Annotated in this window: 14 protein-coding genes; 7 read left to right on the top strand and 7 right to left on the bottom strand. The window is 60.2% G+C overall.

The genetic code is table 11. The features are described 5' to 3' along the window. Nucleotides 1–15 precede the first annotated feature (15 nt). From NJC38_RS07095 to NJC38_RS07080, 4 genes are all read left to right on the top strand, one after another. Nucleotides 16–843 (top strand): protein-glutamate O-methyltransferase CheR, encoded by an 828-nt coding sequence (locus tag NJC38_RS07095; protein WP_253112534.1) that lies wholly within the window; start codon nucleotides 16–18, stop codon nucleotides 841–843. Continuing rightward, entirely contained in the window at nucleotides 840–1,451 is a 612-nt protein-coding gene (locus NJC38_RS07090; protein WP_045490915.1) for a chemotaxis protein CheB, read from the top strand. The genes NJC38_RS07095 and NJC38_RS07090 overlap by 4 nt, the downstream gene beginning before the upstream one ends. After that, entirely contained in the window at nucleotides 1,445–2,644 is a 1,200-nt protein-coding gene (locus NJC38_RS07085) for a hybrid sensor histidine kinase/response regulator (RefSeq protein ID WP_253112529.1), read from the top strand. Before NJC38_RS07090 ends, NJC38_RS07085 begins: the two co-directional genes overlap by 7 nt. Nucleotides 2,645–2,811: 167 nt before the next feature. Then, nucleotides 2,812–3,189, top strand: coding sequence for a response regulator (locus NJC38_RS07080; protein ID WP_045490917.1), 378 nt, complete (start codon nucleotides 2,812–2,814; stop codon nucleotides 3,187–3,189). Nucleotides 3,190–3,233: 44 nt separating this feature from the next. Here NJC38_RS07080 and NJC38_RS07075 read toward each other — a convergent pair whose 3' ends face one another. Together NJC38_RS07075 and NJC38_RS07070 are read right to left on the bottom strand one after the other, a co-directional pair. Then, entirely contained in the window at nucleotides 3,234–5,258 is a 2,025-nt protein-coding gene (locus tag NJC38_RS07075) for a response regulator (RefSeq protein WP_045490918.1), read from the bottom strand. Further along, nucleotides 5,255–6,739, bottom strand: coding sequence for an ATPase domain-containing protein (locus NJC38_RS07070; protein ID WP_253112526.1), 1,485 nt, complete (start codon nucleotides 6,737–6,739; stop codon nucleotides 5,255–5,257). Before NJC38_RS07070 ends, NJC38_RS07075 begins: the two co-directional genes overlap by 4 nt. Nucleotides 6,740–6,960: 221 nt before the next feature. Here NJC38_RS07070 and NJC38_RS07065 point away from each other — a divergent pair, with 221 nt between their 5' ends. Together NJC38_RS07065 and nudC are read left to right on the top strand one after the other, a co-directional pair. Next, nucleotides 6,961–7,773: a crotonase/enoyl-CoA hydratase family protein gene (locus NJC38_RS07065; RefSeq protein ID WP_045490922.1), complete on the top strand. Its 813-nt coding sequence runs from the start codon at nucleotides 6,961–6,963 to the stop codon at nucleotides 7,771–7,773. Nucleotides 7,774–7,798: 25 nt separating this feature from the next. Then, a complete protein-coding gene (gene nudC, locus NJC38_RS07060) occupies nucleotides 7,799–8,629 on the top strand; it encodes an NAD(+) diphosphatase (protein ID WP_253112523.1) in 831 nt (276 codons plus the stop codon). Here nudC and NJC38_RS07055 read toward each other — a convergent pair. The 3 genes from NJC38_RS07055 to NJC38_RS07045 form a co-directional block, all read right to left on the bottom strand. After that, nucleotides 8,597–9,376 carry a TSUP family transporter gene (locus NJC38_RS07055; RefSeq protein ID WP_045490926.1) on the bottom strand — a complete coding sequence of 260 codons (780 nt, stop codon included), beginning with the start codon at nucleotides 9,374–9,376 and terminating at the stop codon, nucleotides 8,597–8,599. The genes nudC and NJC38_RS07055 overlap by 33 nt on opposite strands. A gap of 105 nt (nucleotides 9,377–9,481) precedes the next feature. Then, complete coding sequence (locus NJC38_RS07050; RefSeq protein ID WP_045490928.1) at nucleotides 9,482–10,249, bottom strand: SDR family oxidoreductase; 768 nt, start codon at nucleotides 10,247–10,249, stop codon at nucleotides 9,482–9,484. Between the two features lie 192 nt (nucleotides 10,250–10,441). Further along, the gene (locus NJC38_RS07045) at nucleotides 10,442–10,759 is read right to left on the bottom strand and encodes an SCP2 sterol-binding domain-containing protein (RefSeq protein ID WP_045490930.1); all 318 of its coding nucleotides are present in this window, start codon (nucleotides 10,757–10,759) and stop codon (nucleotides 10,442–10,444) included. Between the two features lie 248 nt (nucleotides 10,760–11,007). Between NJC38_RS07045 and sohB the strand changes: the two genes are divergently transcribed. Next, entirely contained in the window at nucleotides 11,008–12,033 is a 1,026-nt protein-coding gene (gene sohB / locus NJC38_RS07040; protein WP_253112520.1) for a protease SohB, read from the top strand. A gap of 493 nt (nucleotides 12,034–12,526) precedes the next feature. On the opposite strand, the gene NJC38_RS07035 is transcribed toward sohB, so the two are convergent. Further along, nucleotides 12,527–13,021, bottom strand: a complete 495-nt coding sequence (locus tag NJC38_RS07035; protein WP_045490934.1) for a DUF934 domain-containing protein — start codon at nucleotides 13,019–13,021, stop codon at nucleotides 12,527–12,529. Beyond that, a complete protein-coding gene (locus NJC38_RS07030; RefSeq protein ID WP_253112519.1) occupies nucleotides 13,005–14,663 on the bottom strand; it encodes a nitrite/sulfite reductase in 1,659 nt (552 codons plus the stop codon). Before NJC38_RS07030 ends, NJC38_RS07035 begins: the two co-directional genes overlap by 17 nt. Between the last annotated feature and the right edge of the window lie 250 nt (nucleotides 14,664–14,913).

The raw sequence follows: 14,913 nt of genomic DNA, 5'->3' as shown, positions 1-14,913 counted from the left end.
TTTACCTGCTCAGGTTTGTACATGTCCTATGACAAAAACGTCGATATCGAGCTGCGCTTGTTGATTGAGGCGATTTACCTCAAATACAGCTACGATTTTCGCGAGTATTCCGGTGCTTCGATCAAACGCAGGGTGCAACATGCCCTGCGTCAGTTCGAGTGCGGCACCATCTCGGCCTTGCAAGAGCGTGTGCTGCACGACCCGGCCGCGTTCATGCAACTGCTGCAATGGCTGACCATCCCGGTCAGTGAGATGTTTCGTGACCCGTCACACTTTCTGGCGATCCGTCAGGAAGTGGTGCCGCTGCTGCGCACTTACCCATCGCTGAAAATCTGGATTGCCGGTTGCAGCACGGGTGAGGAGGTGTACTCCATGGCCATTTTGCTGCGTGAAGAAGGCCTGCTGGAGCGCACCATTATTTACGCCACCGATATCAATCCCTATTCGCTGGACAAGGCCAAGCAAGGCATCTTCTCGCTGGACAGCGTCAGCGGCTGGGCGCAGAACTACCGACTGGCCGGCGGTCAGGGCGAGCTGTCGGACTACTACACCTCGGCCTACGATTACGCGATTTTCGACAAGAGCCTGCGCGAGAACGTCACCTTCGCTGACCATAGCCTGGCGACCGACAGCGTATTTTCCGAAACGCACCTGATCTCTTGTCGCAATGTGCTGATTTATTTCAACAAGAAGCTCCAGGATCGGGCGTTCGGGCTGTTCCATGATTCGTTGTGTCATCGCGGTTTCCTGTCGCTGGGCAGCAAGGAAACACTGGACTTCTCGGCCTACAGCGACGTGTTCGAGACGCTGATCAAGCCGGAACGGATCTACCGCAAGTCATGAAAACCCACTTCGATGAGCACGCTGCTGGCGGGCTGCCGGTTGTGCAGGCGGTGGTGATTGGTGCGTCAGCGGGTGGGGTCGAGGCCTTGCTCACACTGACCCAAGGCATCGCGGCCGGCTTTCGCCTGCCGATTCTGGTGGTGCTGCATTTGCCGGAACAACGCAATAGTCAGCTGGCTCAGGTATTCCAGAGCCGGTTGCCGATTGCGGTCCGTGAGGCGCGGGACAAGGAAGCGATCGTTGCCGGCACCCTGTATTTCGCGCCGGCGGGCTATCACCTGTCGGTGGAGGATGATCTGAGTCTATCGTTGAGTCAGGAAGACAAAGTGTTTCACTCGCGCCCCAGTATCGACATCCTGTTCGAGTCGGCAGCCGACGCCTATGGCCCAGGGCTTGCCGGTGTGTTGCTGACCGGTGCCAATGATGATGGTGCCCGTGGCCTGGCGCGGATCAAGACGTTTGGCGGCCTGACCGTGATCCAGAACCCGCAGACCGCTGTAGCGCGGGCCATGCCTGAAGCCGGGCTGCGTTTGCAGACCCCCGATTACCTGTTGCCCTTGTCCGAGATCAGGGCCTTGCTGACCCAATTGGAACGAATTGCATGCTGAGTCAGATCCAGGCAAAACTGCTGATCGTCGACGACCTGCCGGAGAACTTGCTGGCCCTCGAAGCGTTGATCCGCCGTGAAGACCGCATCGTTTATAAGGCGCTGTCGGCCGATGCCGCGTTGTCGCTGCTGTTGCAGCATGAGTTCGCCCTGGCGATTCTGGATGTGCAGATGCCCGGCATGAACGGTTTCGAGCTGGCCGAGATGATGCGCGGCACAGAAAAGACCAAGAGTATTCCCATCGTGTTCGTCACCGCTGCCGGTCGCGAGATGAACTATGCGTTCAAGGGCTATGAAAGTGGTGCGGTGGACTTCCTGCACAAGCCGCTGGACATCCATGCGGTCAAGAGCAAGGTTAATGTGTTCGTCGAGCTGTACCGCCAGCGCAAGGCCATGAAGCAACAGGTCGAGGCGCTCGAACAGGCCCGCCAGGAACAGCAGGTGCTGCTGGAGCAACTGCAGAGCGCCCAGGCCGACCTGCAGCGCGCTGTGAGCATGCGCGACGACTTCATGTCGATTGTCTCTCACGAAGTGCGTACGCCGCTCAACGGGCTGATTCTGGAAACCCAGCTGCGCAAACTGCATCTGGCCAAGAACAACGAAGCGGCGTTCAGCATGGACAAGCTGCGCGGCATGGTCGAACGTGATGAGCGGCAGATTCAGAGCCTGATCCGGCTGATCGAAGACATGCTCGATGTCTCGCGGATCCGCACCGGCAAATTGTCGATCCGCACCAGCGCGTTTGATCTCGGTGAACTGGTCGGTAACTTGCTGGAAAGTTTTGCCGCGCAAGTGGCGGCAGCCGGCTGCAGCTTGCAGTTGACCACCTGTGAGGCGGTCATCGGCGTGTGGGACGAGTTTCGTATTGAACAAGTGCTGGCCAACCTGCTGACCAATGCGTTGCGTTATGGCGCCGGCAAGCCGATTGTCGTCAGGGTCTACGTCGACAGCCTCCGCAACCAGGCGCGGGTCGATGTGACGGACCAGGGCATTGGTATTTCCGCCGAGAATCAGGCGCGGATCTTCCAGCAATTCGAACGCGTCAACGCCGGCCATGCAGTCGCCGGGCTGGGGCTTGGACTATTTATCTCCGAACAGATCGTCATGGCCCATGGCGGTGAGCTACTGGTGGAGAGCGAGGAGGGCAAAGGCTCGACGTTCAGCCTGTGCCTGCCGTTGCAGCCGGTCGTTTAACGGGCTGTTTAATGGTTTGGTGATGTGCAGGGCCAGAGCCCTGCCGCAGGCGTAACAGGCTGGGGGCCGGTTTTTGCACGACAATCGCAAATTGTCAGGCAATCTGCGCAACCTCCGCCGTGCACCGTGGTCGTATTGGCAGCTATTTGAAGATTGAAGGCCGTTCCATGAGCGTTGATGCGCAAGACGTTGTACTGATCGTCGAAGACGAACCCCTGATCATGATGCTGCTGGCCGATTATCTGTCCGGCGAGGGCTATCGTGTGTTACAGGCCGAGAATGGCGAGCAGGCGTTCGAGATTCTCGCTACCCGGCCACACCTTGACCTGATGATCACTGACTACCGCCTGCCGGGCGGTATTTCCGGGGTGATGATTGCTGAACCAGCGGTCAAGCTGCGCCCGGATCTGAAGGTCATTTTCATTAGTGGCTACCCGGCGGAAATCGCCGAGTCCGGCAGCCCGATTGCTACCCGGGCGCCGATTCTGGCCAAGCCGTTCACGATGGAAACCCTGCATACGCAGATCGAGAAGCTGCTGGCCTGAGCCGGCCAGCAGAGACCGGCGACGGTCTCGGGCTGGCGTGGGGGTCAGACCTCGATCATCTCGCGCACTTTGGCGGTCAGGTGGTCGAAGGCGAAGGGCTTACTGATCATCTGCATATCACTGCCAAGAAACTCGCCTCTGACTGCCGCATGTTCGGCATAACCGGTAATAAACAGCACCTTCAGGCCAGGGCGTAGCTGGCGGGCAACTTCCGCCAGTTGGCGGCCGTTCATGCCTGGCAAGCCGACATCACTGATCAACAGATCAATACGCGTCTCTGACTCCAGCAGCGGCAGTGCCGAAGGTGCGTCTGCGGCCTCGACGAAGGCATAGCCCAATTCGCTGAGTACCTCGCTGACCAGCCGCCGTACGGCCGGGTCGTCCTCGACAATCAGCACGGTTTCGCCGGCCCTGGCATAGCTGGCGGCGCTTTGGAATGTCAGTTGATCGTCCTCTTGCTGGCCTCTGTAGCGCGGCAGGAACAGTTTCACCGTGGTGCCACGGCCAACTTCGCTATCGATGGCAACATGGCCGCGTGATTGCTTGCAGAAGCCATAGATCATCGACAAGCCCAGGCCGGTGCCTTGGCCGATGGGCTTGGTGGTGAAAAACGGGTCGAAGGCGCGGTTGACGATGTGCTCGGGCATGCCACTGCCGCTGTCACTGACGCTGAGTAATACATAGTCACCGGGCAACAGGTTTTCATGGGCATCGGTGAAGCGCCGCTCCAGGCGTTGGTTGCGCGTTTCAATGCGCAACCGGCCGCCGTTCGGCATGGCATCGCGGGCATTGAGCACCAGATTGAGCAGTGCACTTTCCAGCTGATTCGGGTCGGCCTCGGCGGTCCATAACCGGGGTTCAAACTGCATATCGAGCTGAATGCTTTCGCTGACGCTGCGCTGGATCAATTCATCCATGGCCTTGATCAGATGATTCATCTCAACCGGTTTGGCGTCCAGCGACTGGCGCCTTGAGAATGCCAGTAAGCGGTGGGTGAGGGCGGCGGCGCGATTGGCCGACGTCACCCCCAGATCGATCAGGCCGCCGAGATCATCGGTGCGCCCGCGAGCAATACGCCGACGCAGCAGTTCCAGGCTGCCGATGATGCCGGTGAGCATGTTATTGAAGTCATGGGCGATGCCGCCGGTAAGCTGGCCGACCGCTTCCATTTTCTGCGACTGGCGCAAGGCTTCTTCATTCTGGCGAAGCTGGACGGTGCGTTCTTCGATCTGTTGTTCAAGGGTCTCGTTAAGGCGCCGCAGTTGTACTTCGGCCTGCTTGCGTTCGCTGATATCGGAGGTGACGCCGACCAGCGCGGTGATCTGGCCGTTCTCGCCGCGGATCGCCCGGGCCCGCACATCCACCCAATTCAGCGAGCCGTCTGGCCACAGGTTGCGATACTCGATAATGAAATCGGCGCCGGTATCGAGACTGCGCTGCAAGGCTGATTGCATGCGTGGCTGGTCTTCGGCATAGACCGCATCGAGCCAGTCGTCATAGCTGAACAGGGTATGCTCGTGACGACCGTAATGCGCCAGGGTGATCGCCGAGCAACTGAGTTGCAGAAATTCGGTCTCCAGTTGCCAGGACCCCAGACGGCCTGCGGTCAAGGCGTTCTGCAAGCGCTTTTCGCTTTCCAGCAGATCATCCATACGCCCCCTGGCCTCGTATTGGCGGCGGCGCCCGCGTACGGCGGTGGTCACCAGGCTGACCAGGGTCATGGGGTGAAAGGGCCGTTCGAGGAAGCTGACGTTGCCCAGTTGCGTACCCAGCCGGGTCGAGGGGTTTTGCTCCGGGCCGCCATGGCGGGTCAGCAAGACCACCGGCAGGTCCGACCAGGGCGGTTGTCTGGCCAGCAGCTCAAGCAACGGGTTGAGGTCGGCGCCGCGCAGCGCCTCGTCGGCAATGATCGCCAGCCCCGCACCAAGGCTCAGTTCAGTGGCCAGTTCATTAAGGTCCTGCACGGCTTTGGCGCGTAAACCCGCCTCGCTGAGGATGTTGATCGCTATCTGGCTGTCGCGCCCGTTAGGGGCCAGGATGATCGCACGTTCGGAAAAGGCCGGGATCACGTCTGGTCATCCTGCAACAGCGGATGGTTGTCGCCAAAGTAGCTGGGTACCCCGCGTAATACGCCTTGAAAGGCATGCAGGGGTGTGCCGATGCGCAGGCCGGCCTGGCCGATCTTGTATTCACGGATCGTTGACTCATGGGTGCCGGTGCGCTTTTTGATAATGGAAATCGCCCGGCGTACTTCGCCCATGGCTTCGAAGTAACGCAGCAGGATGACCGTATCGGCCAGATAGGTGATATCAACGGGGGTGCGCATATCGCCGACCAGGCCATGCTGGGCAATGGTCATGAACGTCGAAGCGCCCTGGCGATTGAGGTAGAGCAACAGCTCGTGCATGTGCAGCACCAGCGCGTTCTCTTCAGGCATTGCGGCCTGATAGCCGTTGAGGCTGTCGATGATGACCGTCTTGATCTGCTGCTGGTCAACGCAGCGGCGTACCCGATGGGAGAATTCACCGGGCGACAGCTCTGCCGCATCCACCTGTTCGACCCAAAGCCGGTTCTGATCCTGAAACGCTTGCAGGTCGATGCCCATGGCACGCATGCGTTCGTACAACAAGCCCAGCTCTTCATCGAAAACGAACAAGCCGACGCGCTCGCCACGGGCCATGGCCTGCACGGCGAATACCAGCGCGGTCAGCGACTTGCCGGTGCCGGCCGGCCCCAGAATCAGGGTGCTGGAGCCGCTGTCGATGCCGCCACCGAGCAAGTCGTCAAGTTCCTGAATGCCGCTGGTGTACTGGCGGCGCTGATAATTGCTGCGGTGTTCGGCCGCCACCAGGCGTGGAAACACCTGGATGCCGCCCTGGGCAATGGTGAAGTCATGAAAGCCGCCACGGTATTTCTGGCCGCGGTATTTGATCACTTTGAGTCGGCGCCGCTCGGCACCGTAGGCCGGGGTCAGTTCCTGCAGGCGAATCACGCCATGGGCAACACTGTGCACGGTCTTGTCCAGTGCATCAGTGGTCAGGTCGTCAAGCAGCAGCACCGTGGTATCGAAACGGGCAAAATAATGCTTCATGGCCAGTACCTGGCGCCGGTAGCGCAGCGAGCTCTGGGCCAGCAGGCGGATTTCAGAGAGGCTGTCGATCACCACCCGCGACGGTTTTATCCGCTCGACGGCTGCAAACACCTGAGCCACGGTTTCACCCAGCTCCAGGTCCGAGGAATACAACAGGCTTTGATGTTGCTCGGCACTGAGCAGGCTTTCTGGCGGGGTCAGCTCGAAGACTGCGATCGATCCGTCCAGCTCCCAGCCATGGGAGCGGGCGCTGTCGCGCAGCTCACCCTCGGTTTCAGAGAGCGTGATGTACAGTGAGGTCTCGCCAGCCTGCGCACCGGCCAGCAGAAACTGCAACGCCACGGTGGTCTTGCCGGTGCCGGGTTCGCCTTCGAGCAGAAACACATGCCCGCGGGAAAGTCCGCCGCTGAGGATGTTGTCCAGACCATCAATGCCGGTTGCTGCCTTGGATGTACTCAATGAATGCCCTCTCGATACTCGGCGCGATCAGCCACTACCTGGCCAGTTTAGCTGCGTAGTCTCTGGACACCGGGCGCGGGTACGGGTTCCGGGCAGTCGCCAGGTTGTTTTGGGTGAGGCGCTTGAAGCGGTCCGGCAAATGGCACAAGCGTCGCCTTACGACGGTCATGGCTGCCTTGTTATAGTCCGGCGACGTTGCCTAGCCCGCCAGAGGTTCATTCATGTCTGACTATCAAGCTTTCAATGTCCAGCTCGTTGATAAGGTCGCTCACCTGCAGATCAATCGGCCAGACAAGCTCAATGCGATGAATGCGGCGTTCTGGCGCGAGATCGTCGAGATCTTCCACTGGGTCGATGAACACGATGAAATCCGCGCCGTGGTGATCAGTGGCGCCGGCAAGCACTTTTCTTCCGGTATCGATCTGGCGCTGTTGGGCGCAGTGGCGGGCGAGCTGGGCGCTGACGCCGGGCGTAACGCGCGGCTGCTGCGGCGCAAGATCGAGCAGTTGCAGGCGTCTTTCACGGCTGTGGCCGAATGCCGCAAACCGGTACTGGCGGCTATTCAGGGCTATTGCCTGGGCGGTGCCATCGACCTGATCGCTGCCTGTGACATGCGTTATGCCGCCCAGGACGCGCAATTTGCCATCCGCGAGATCGACATGGGCATGGCCGCCGACGTCGGCACCTTGCAGCGTTTGCCGCGCATCATCGGCGATGGCCTGTTGCGCGAGCTGGCTTACACCGGGCGCACCGTCGATGCTACCGAGGCCGAGCGTATTGGCCTGGTGAACCGGGTTTTTACCGACCCAGCGCAATTGCTTGAAGAAGTCATGGCCCTGGCCCGGCAGATTGCGCAAAAATCGCCGCTGGCCATTGAGGGCACCAAGCGCATGATCGATTACATGCGCGATCACCGGATCAATGATGGCCTGGAACACGTTGCCATCTGGAACGCGTCCATGCTGCAATCGCCCGATCTCAAGCTGGCCATGCTGGCACAGATGAACAAGCAAAAGCCGGTGTTCGACGATTGAACCCGGCCTGGAAAGGAGTGTGTTGATGACCCGCCGTTGGACCACCGCCGTGCTCGACCCGCAATTGCCTGACGGACGTGCCGTGGTATGCAGCCCGCAGGGCTTTTTACTGAGTGAAGAGGGCGTGCTGTTTTCCAGGCAATGGCTGGCCGGCCTGCAATTGCCGCTGCTCAGTGAGCATGGCATCGGCCATTTCGATGGTGAGCCGGTGTATGTCTGGGTGCTGCAGCGCGCCGTAGAGGTCGAAGGGCTGGCCTGGCAAGGTTTGCGCCAGTTCATGCTGGAGGGCGATCTTGCGGTCTACCAGAAGCTGGGTTACGCCGCGCAGATCGCCACCTGGGCTCGCGAGCACCGCTTCTGCGGCGCCTGTGGCAAGCCCACCGTGCAGGTGCCAGGCGAGCGCGCGATGTACTGCGCCGATGATGAGCTGCGCTTCTATCCGCGTATCGCGCCGAGCATGATCGTGCTGATCACCCGCGGCGATGAAGTGCTGCTGGCGCGCTCGCCGCGTTTCGTCAGCGGCGTGTACAGCACCCTGGCCGGGTTTGCCGAGCCGGGCGAGTCTGCAGAAGACTGCGTGCGCCGTGAGGTGATGGAGGAGGTGCAGCTCAAGGTGCGTGACATTCAGTACGTGGGCAGCCAGTGCTGGCCGTTTCCGCACTCGATGATGCTTGGCTTTCATGCCGAGTACGAGAGCGGCGAGATTGTCCCGCAGCCCGACGAGATCGAAGATGCCCGCTGGTTCAGCATCTTTGATCTGCCGCCGCTACCGGCCAGCCGCTCGATTGCCCGCCACCTGATCGAGCTGTACCTGGCGCGCCGCTCAGGCGCCGCCGAACCAGTGCTGCCAGGCTAGCCGCACGGTCAGCGCCAGGACCATGATGATGAACACCGGGCGGATGAATTTGGCACCGCCCTTGATTGCCGTGCCGGCGCCGAAGTAAGCGCCGGCCATGACCGCCAGGCCCATCAGCACACCAAGAATCACATCCACCTGACCCGAGACGGCAAACACTGTCAGGGCCATGGCGTTGCTGACGAAGTTCATGCTGCGCGCCACGCCACTGGCCTTGACCAGGTCGATGGGGTATGCCATCAGCGTACTGACCGTCCAGAACGCACCGGTGCCGGGGCCGGCCACGCCATCGTAAAAGCCCAGGCCCAGCCCTTGCGGGATCTGGCGCAGTTGTTTGATCGGCGCGTTGCTGTCGGTCGGCGCCTTGGGCGTACCGCCGAACAGCAGGTACAGGCCACAGCCGAAGACGATCAGCGGCAGCATTTGGTTGATCCACTCGGCAGGCAGGTAATGGGCGATTACCGCACCCAGCAGTGCGCCGATGGCGGTGCTGATCAACGCCAGCTTCCATTGCGAGGGATCGAACAGCTTGCGCCGGAAATAGGTGAAGCTGGCGGTGGCCGAGCCGAAGGTGGCACACAGCTTATTGGTGCCAAGCACCATATGCGGCGGCAGGCCGGCGGTCATTAACGCAGGCGTGGTAAGCAATCCGCCGCCGCCGGCAATGGCATCGATGAAACCGGCCACAAAAGCCACGACGGCGAGCACGGCAAGCGTGAGGGGGTCAACACTGAGTTCAAAAGGCATGGCAAGGACTTGTCGGCAGAAGGGCGCAATGGCGGCCCTGAAGGGCCGACATTCTACCTCTCATCACCGGCCGCTGTCAGATTGACGTCAGTTATTGCACCCCGATCAGGACAGAAACCCACCATCGACATTCAGTATCGCGCCAGTGGTATAGCTTGACCCGGCGCTGGCCAGATACAGCACCGCACCGGCCATTTCATCAGGCGCGGCCACACGCTTGAGCGGGATATGACCCAGCGCCTGGTCGAGAATCGCCGGGTTGCTGACCAATGCCGAGGCGAAGCGGGTGTCAGTCAGGCCTGGTAGCAGGGCATTGCAGCGGATGCCAAACGCCGCACACTCTTTGGCGAACACCTTGGTCATATTGATCACCGCCGCCTTGGTGATCGAATAGATACCCTGGAACTCACCGGGCGAAACACCATTGATTGAGGCCACGTTGATAATGCTGCCGCCGCCGTGCTCGCGCATCAGCTTGCCGGCCTGCACCGACATGAAGAAATAGCCGCGAATGTTGACGTCGACGGTTTTCTGAAAGGCAGCAGGGTCGGTGTCCAGTACATGGCAGAACTGCGGGTTGGTGGCGGCGTTGTTGACCAGGATGTCCAGCCGCCCGAAGCGTTCGCGAATCATGGCGAACAGTTGCTCGATCTGCTCCGGTTCGCCAATGTGGCAGGCCAGCGCAGTAGCCATGCCGCCGTCGGCGATGATGCTCGCGGCTACCTGCTGACAGCCTTCCAGGCGCCGGCTGCTGACAATGACATGAGCGCCCTGGCTGGCCAGCAGCCGGGCGATCGCCTCACCGATACCCCGGCTGGCCCCGGAGACCAGAGCAATCTTGCCGTCGAGATCGAACAGGGTGGTTCTGGCCATGGTTACTCCCGGATTTCAGCGATTGTGTGGATGCGCGCAGGAGCGCGTAGGAGCGACTTTAGTCGCGATCCACCATTTGCGCATCCTTCGCGGCTGAAGCCGCTCCTACGGGCGAACTGCTCTTCATGCCCGTTAAGCAGGCATAAAAAAACCGAAGCACGCAGGCTTCGGTTTTTTGTTTTCCCGGCCAAATTACTGCGGGAACAGCTCGCTGAGCTTCATCGACAGCATCATGTCGCCTTCAATGCGCAGCTTGCCGCCCATGAACGCCTGCATGCCGTCGGTCTCGCCGCTGACGATGCCTTTGAGGGTTTCGCTGTCCATGATCAGGGTGACGTTGGCGTCAGGGTTTTCGCCTTCCTGCAATTGGCAGGTGCTGTCCTTGATGATCAGGGCAAAGTGTTTGTCTTCGTCGGTGACGTTGAAACCGAAGATCAGATCCAGGCCTTTGGCGGCGTCAGGATTGAACTTGGCGTGCATTTTCTGGACTGCATCGGCTACTGAGGTCATGTGTCGATCCTTATTGGAAGTGGGCTGCGCTCGTGCGAGCGGCTGCCATCGGTATCGTCCCGCAATGTGCAGGTGCAGGCGAGGTTAGGGGCATGGCACGGGCCTGTCAACCTGAAATCATACAGTTGTTTGAATTAGCTGTTTCAATGTTTGCACACGTTTGTCGGCTGGTGGTTGATCGGCCTGCTCGGTATGCTTGTTCATCGCGTGCCCGCTATAGAGAGCGCGCCAGCAATCAAGGAGTCGCCGTGGATTTTTTTGCCGATTACGCCAGCTTTCTGGCCAAGACCGTCACGTTGGTGGTTGCCATTGTGGTGGTACTGGTTGCCATCGCTTCGCTGCGCAGTAAAGGGCGTGGCAAGACGGCCGGGCAGTTGCAGGTCACCCGGCTCAATGATTTTTACAAGGGGCTGCGTGAGCGTCTGGAGCATTCGCTGCTCGACAAGGCCCGGCTCAAGGCATTGCGCAAAGAGCAGAGCAAAGCGCTGAAGAAGGAAAAGAAGCAGCCCGAGGCCAGGTCGCGGGTCTATGTGCTGGACTTCAATGGCGATATCAAGGCCTCGGCCACCGAGAGCCTGCGTCATGAAATCACCGCACTGCTGAGCCTGGCCACTGACAAGGATGAAGTTGTCCTGCGTCTGGAAAGCGGCGGCGGTCTGGTGCACAGCTACGGTCTGGCATCTTCGCAACTGGCTCGGGTGCGTCAGGCCGGCATCCCACTGACTATCTGCATCGATAAGGTCGCGGCCAGCGGCGGCTATATGATGGCCTGCATCGGCACCCGGATCATCAGCGCGCCCTTCGCTATCCTCGGCTCCATCGGTGTGGTGGCGCAACTGCCCAACGTCAACCGCCTGCTGAAAAAACACGACATCGACTTCGAGGTGCTGACCGCCGGTGAATACAAGCGCACCCTGACCGTGTTTGGCGAAAACACCGAAAAGGGCCGGGAGAAGTTCCAGCAGGACCTGGAAATCACCCACGAACTGTTCAAGGGCTTTGTCGCCAGCTACCGCCCGCAACTGGACATCGATGAAGTGGCCACCGGCGAGGTCTGGCTGGGGATGGCGGCGCTGGATAAGCAACTGGTCGACGAACTCAAGACCAGCGACGAGTACCTGGCCGACAAGGCCAAGGATGCCGAGGTCTTCCACCTGCATTACGCCCAGCGCAAGAGCCTGCAAGAGCGGGTCGGCATGGCGGCGGCGGCTTCGCTGGATGGCATTGCGCTGCGCTGGTGGGAGCGGTTGAGCCAGCAGCGGTTTTGGTCCTGACTTATAGGTGGATGGTGTTGGTGTTGGTGTTGGTGTACATCCTCCACATTGATGTTGGTCTTTAGTCAGCTTTCCACTTTTACAGCGGGTCACTTTTGGTTTCTTTGAGCACAGATGGCACAGACGACGCCAATCGCGACTTGGGCGCTGGCCGAGTGGAGGTGTCGATTTGGTGGGAAAACCGGCAGGGAAGCCGGTTTTAGGCGCGCTGGGCAGGGATGCCCATCGTGCCGACCGCCAAATCGGCACCGGAGCGAGGGAACCCGAAGGGCCAAGCCAGGAGCAGGCGGTTTTGCCTACTTTTTCCAAGAAAAAAGTAGGTCGCCCAGCAGGGCGAAACCTGCCGCCCAGACGCCGCGAGAAGGGATTTTCCATCGCTCGAAATGGCAAGAGTGCTTCGCCAGCAGAGCTGCCTCCCACAACAGCAAAACATCCAACAAAAAAGCCCGGCCCCTTCAACAGGGGCCGGGCTTTTGCAGTACAGCAACAGCGATCAGCGACGACGGAACAGCGGCAGCGGTTCGTCGGTGGCGGCCTGATAAGTCACCGAGAAGTCCTTCAGACTCTCCAGCGCCTCATAGGGGTCTTTATCCGGGCGAATGGCAAAGGCATCGAAGCCGCAGCGGCGCAGGTAGAACAACTGGTCACGCAGCACATCGCCGATGGCGCGCAGTTCACCCTTGAAACCATAGCGATCGCGCAACAGTCGGGCATTGGAATAGCTGCGCCCGTCGGTAAAGGCCGGGAAGTTCAGGGCGATGACCTGGAAGTGCTGCACGTCATCACCGATTTCCTCGGCTTCTTCATCGCTGTCCAGCCACACGCCCAGGCCGCCGTCGCGGGCTTTGAGGGCATGGCCGTGCTCACGCCACAGCACCAGCGGTACGATCAGATCGTCGCAGTTCGACAGGCTGTCAAAGGTCGTGTCCTTGGGCAGCAGGTGCCAGGTTTCATCGACGACTTCGTTGTTCTTAATGATTCGCTGCATAGACGCGCTCCTTGAAAGGGTCGATGCCAATACGGTTGTAAGTGTCGATAAAGCGCTCGTCTTCGGTACGTTTTTCGATGTACACGTTGATCAGCTTCTCGATCACGTCAGGCATGACTTCCTGGGCGAAAGAAGGGCCAAGGATCTTGCCCAGGCTGGCGTCACGGCTGGCGCTGCCGCCGAGCGACACCTGGTAGAACTCTTCGCCTTTCTTGTCCACGCCCAGGATGCCGATATGACCCACGTGGTGGTGACCACAGGCGTTCATGCAGCCGGAGATGTTCAGGTCCAGTTCGCCGATGTCGAACAGGTAGTCCAGATTGTCGAAACGGCTCTGGATCGATTCGGCGATCGGGATCGACTTGGCGTTGGCCAGCGAGCAGAAATCACCGCCCGGGCAGCAGATCATGTCGGTGAGCAAGCCGATGTTCGGCGTTGCGAAGCCGTTTTCGCGCAGCACGTTCCACAGCTCGAACAGGCGCGATTGTTCAACGTCGGCGAGAATGATGTTCTGCTCGTGGGAGGTGCGCAGGAAACCGAAGCTGTACTGGTCGGCAAGCTCGGCGATGGTGTCGAGCTGCTTGTCGGTCACATCACCTGGCGCCACGCCGGTCGGCTTGAGCGACAGCGTAACAGCCACATAGCCGGGTTTCTTGTGCGCGAGGGTGTTGCGCACGCGCCAGCGGGCAAAGCCCGGATGCTCGGCTTCCAGTGCGGCCAGTTCCGCATCCTGGTTAGTCAGCGTTTTATAGGCCGGGTCGACGAAGTGTTTGGCAACACGCTGCAGTTCGGCTTCGGTCAGGGTGGTCTGGCCGCCACGCAGGTGGGCCATTTCGGCCTCGACCTTCTCGGCGAACACTTCAGGCGTCAGTGCCTTGACCAGGATCTTGATCCGCGCCTTGTACTTGTTGTCGCGACGGCCATAGCGGTTGTAGACACGCAGAATGGCATCGAGGTAACTCAACAGGTTCTGCCACGGCAGGAACTCGTTGATGAACGCGCCGATCACCGGGGTACGGCCCAGGCCGCCACCCACCAGTACCCGGAAGCCCAGCTCACCGGCTTCGTTGCGCACCGGCTCCAGGCCGATGTCGTGCATCTCGATCACGGCGCGGTCGCTGGCCGCGCCGTTGATGGCAATTTTGAATTTGCGCGGCAGGTAGGCGAACTCAGGGTGGAAGGTGGTCCACTGGCGCACGATCTCACACCAGGGGCGCGGGTCGATGACTTCATCGGCCGCCACACCGGCGAACTGGTCGGTGGTCACGTTGCGCAGGCAGTTACCGCTGGTCTGGATCGCGTGCATCTGCACGGTGGCCAGCTCTTCGAGAATATCCGGGATGTCTTCCAGTGCCGGCCAGTTGTACTGCACGTTCTGGCGGGTGCTGATGTGGGCGTAGCCCTTGTCGTAGTCACGGGCGATCTTGGCCAGCATGCGCGCCTGGCGCGAGTTCAGCTGACCATAAGGAACCGCCACGCGCAGCATCGGCGCGAAGCGCTGGACATACAGGCCGTTCTGCAGCCGCAGTGGCCGAAACTCTTCTTCGCTCAGCTCACCGGCCAGGTAGCGGCGGGTCTGGTCACGGAACTGCTTGACGCGGTCCTCGACGATTCGCTGATCGTACTCATCGTATACGTACATATAGGTCCTGCTCTCAGGCTTCAATAATGCTGCGCGGTGGCCGGTCACGTCCCATTCGGGTGGGGCTGCTCCGGGTCCGGCACCATCTGGACAATTCTGCTTCTGCGCGCACGGTCGCGCACTCCATGCGGAGCGGTGGCGAAGATACCAGCTTGCTGATATCGGTAAAAGTGATGTTTATATATATGCAAATCGCTAAAAGCGATATGCATCACGCCATCGGTCATGCCCGCACTTGAAGTATGGTTAA

The organism is Pseudomonas sp. 21LCFQ010 (assembly GCF_024129905.1).
Taxonomy (GTDB): domain Bacteria; phylum Pseudomonadota; class Gammaproteobacteria; order Pseudomonadales; family Pseudomonadaceae; genus Aquipseudomonas.
Note: the sequence above shows the minus strand (reverse complement) of the source record. Positions and strands in the feature narration are given on the sequence as shown.

Excerpts from the sequence above, each read along its gene's own strand:
- NJC38_RS07080 (WP_045490917.1), top strand. The coding sequence starts at position 2,812 with ATGAGCGTTGATGCGCAAGACGTTGTACTGATCGTCGAAGACGAACCC.
- NJC38_RS07055 (WP_045490926.1), bottom strand. The coding sequence starts at position 9,376 with ATGCCTTTTGAACTCAGTGTTGACCCCCTCACGCTTGCCGTGCTCGCC.
- NJC38_RS07090 (WP_045490915.1), top strand. The coding sequence starts at position 840 with ATGAAAACCCACTTCGATGAGCACGCTGCTGGCGGGCTGCCGGTTGTG.
- NJC38_RS07085 (WP_253112529.1), top strand. The coding sequence starts at position 1,445 with ATGCTGAGTCAGATCCAGGCAAAACTGCTGATCGTCGACGACCTGCCG.
- NJC38_RS07035 (WP_045490934.1), bottom strand. The coding sequence starts at position 13,021 with ATGCAGCGAATCATTAAGAACAACGAAGTCGTCGATGAAACCTGGCAC.
- NJC38_RS07030 (WP_253112519.1), bottom strand. The coding sequence starts at position 14,663 with ATGTACGTATACGATGAGTACGATCAGCGAATCGTCGAGGACCGCGTC.
- NJC38_RS07065 (WP_045490922.1), top strand. The coding sequence starts at position 6,961 with ATGTCTGACTATCAAGCTTTCAATGTCCAGCTCGTTGATAAGGTCGCT.
- NJC38_RS07045 (WP_045490930.1), bottom strand. The coding sequence starts at position 10,759 with ATGACCTCAGTAGCCGATGCAGTCCAGAAAATGCACGCCAAGTTCAAT.
- NJC38_RS07050 (WP_045490928.1), bottom strand. The coding sequence starts at position 10,249 with ATGGCCAGAACCACCCTGTTCGATCTCGACGGCAAGATTGCTCTGGTC.
- nudC (WP_253112523.1), top strand. The coding sequence starts at position 7,799 with ATGACCCGCCGTTGGACCACCGCCGTGCTCGACCCGCAATTGCCTGAC.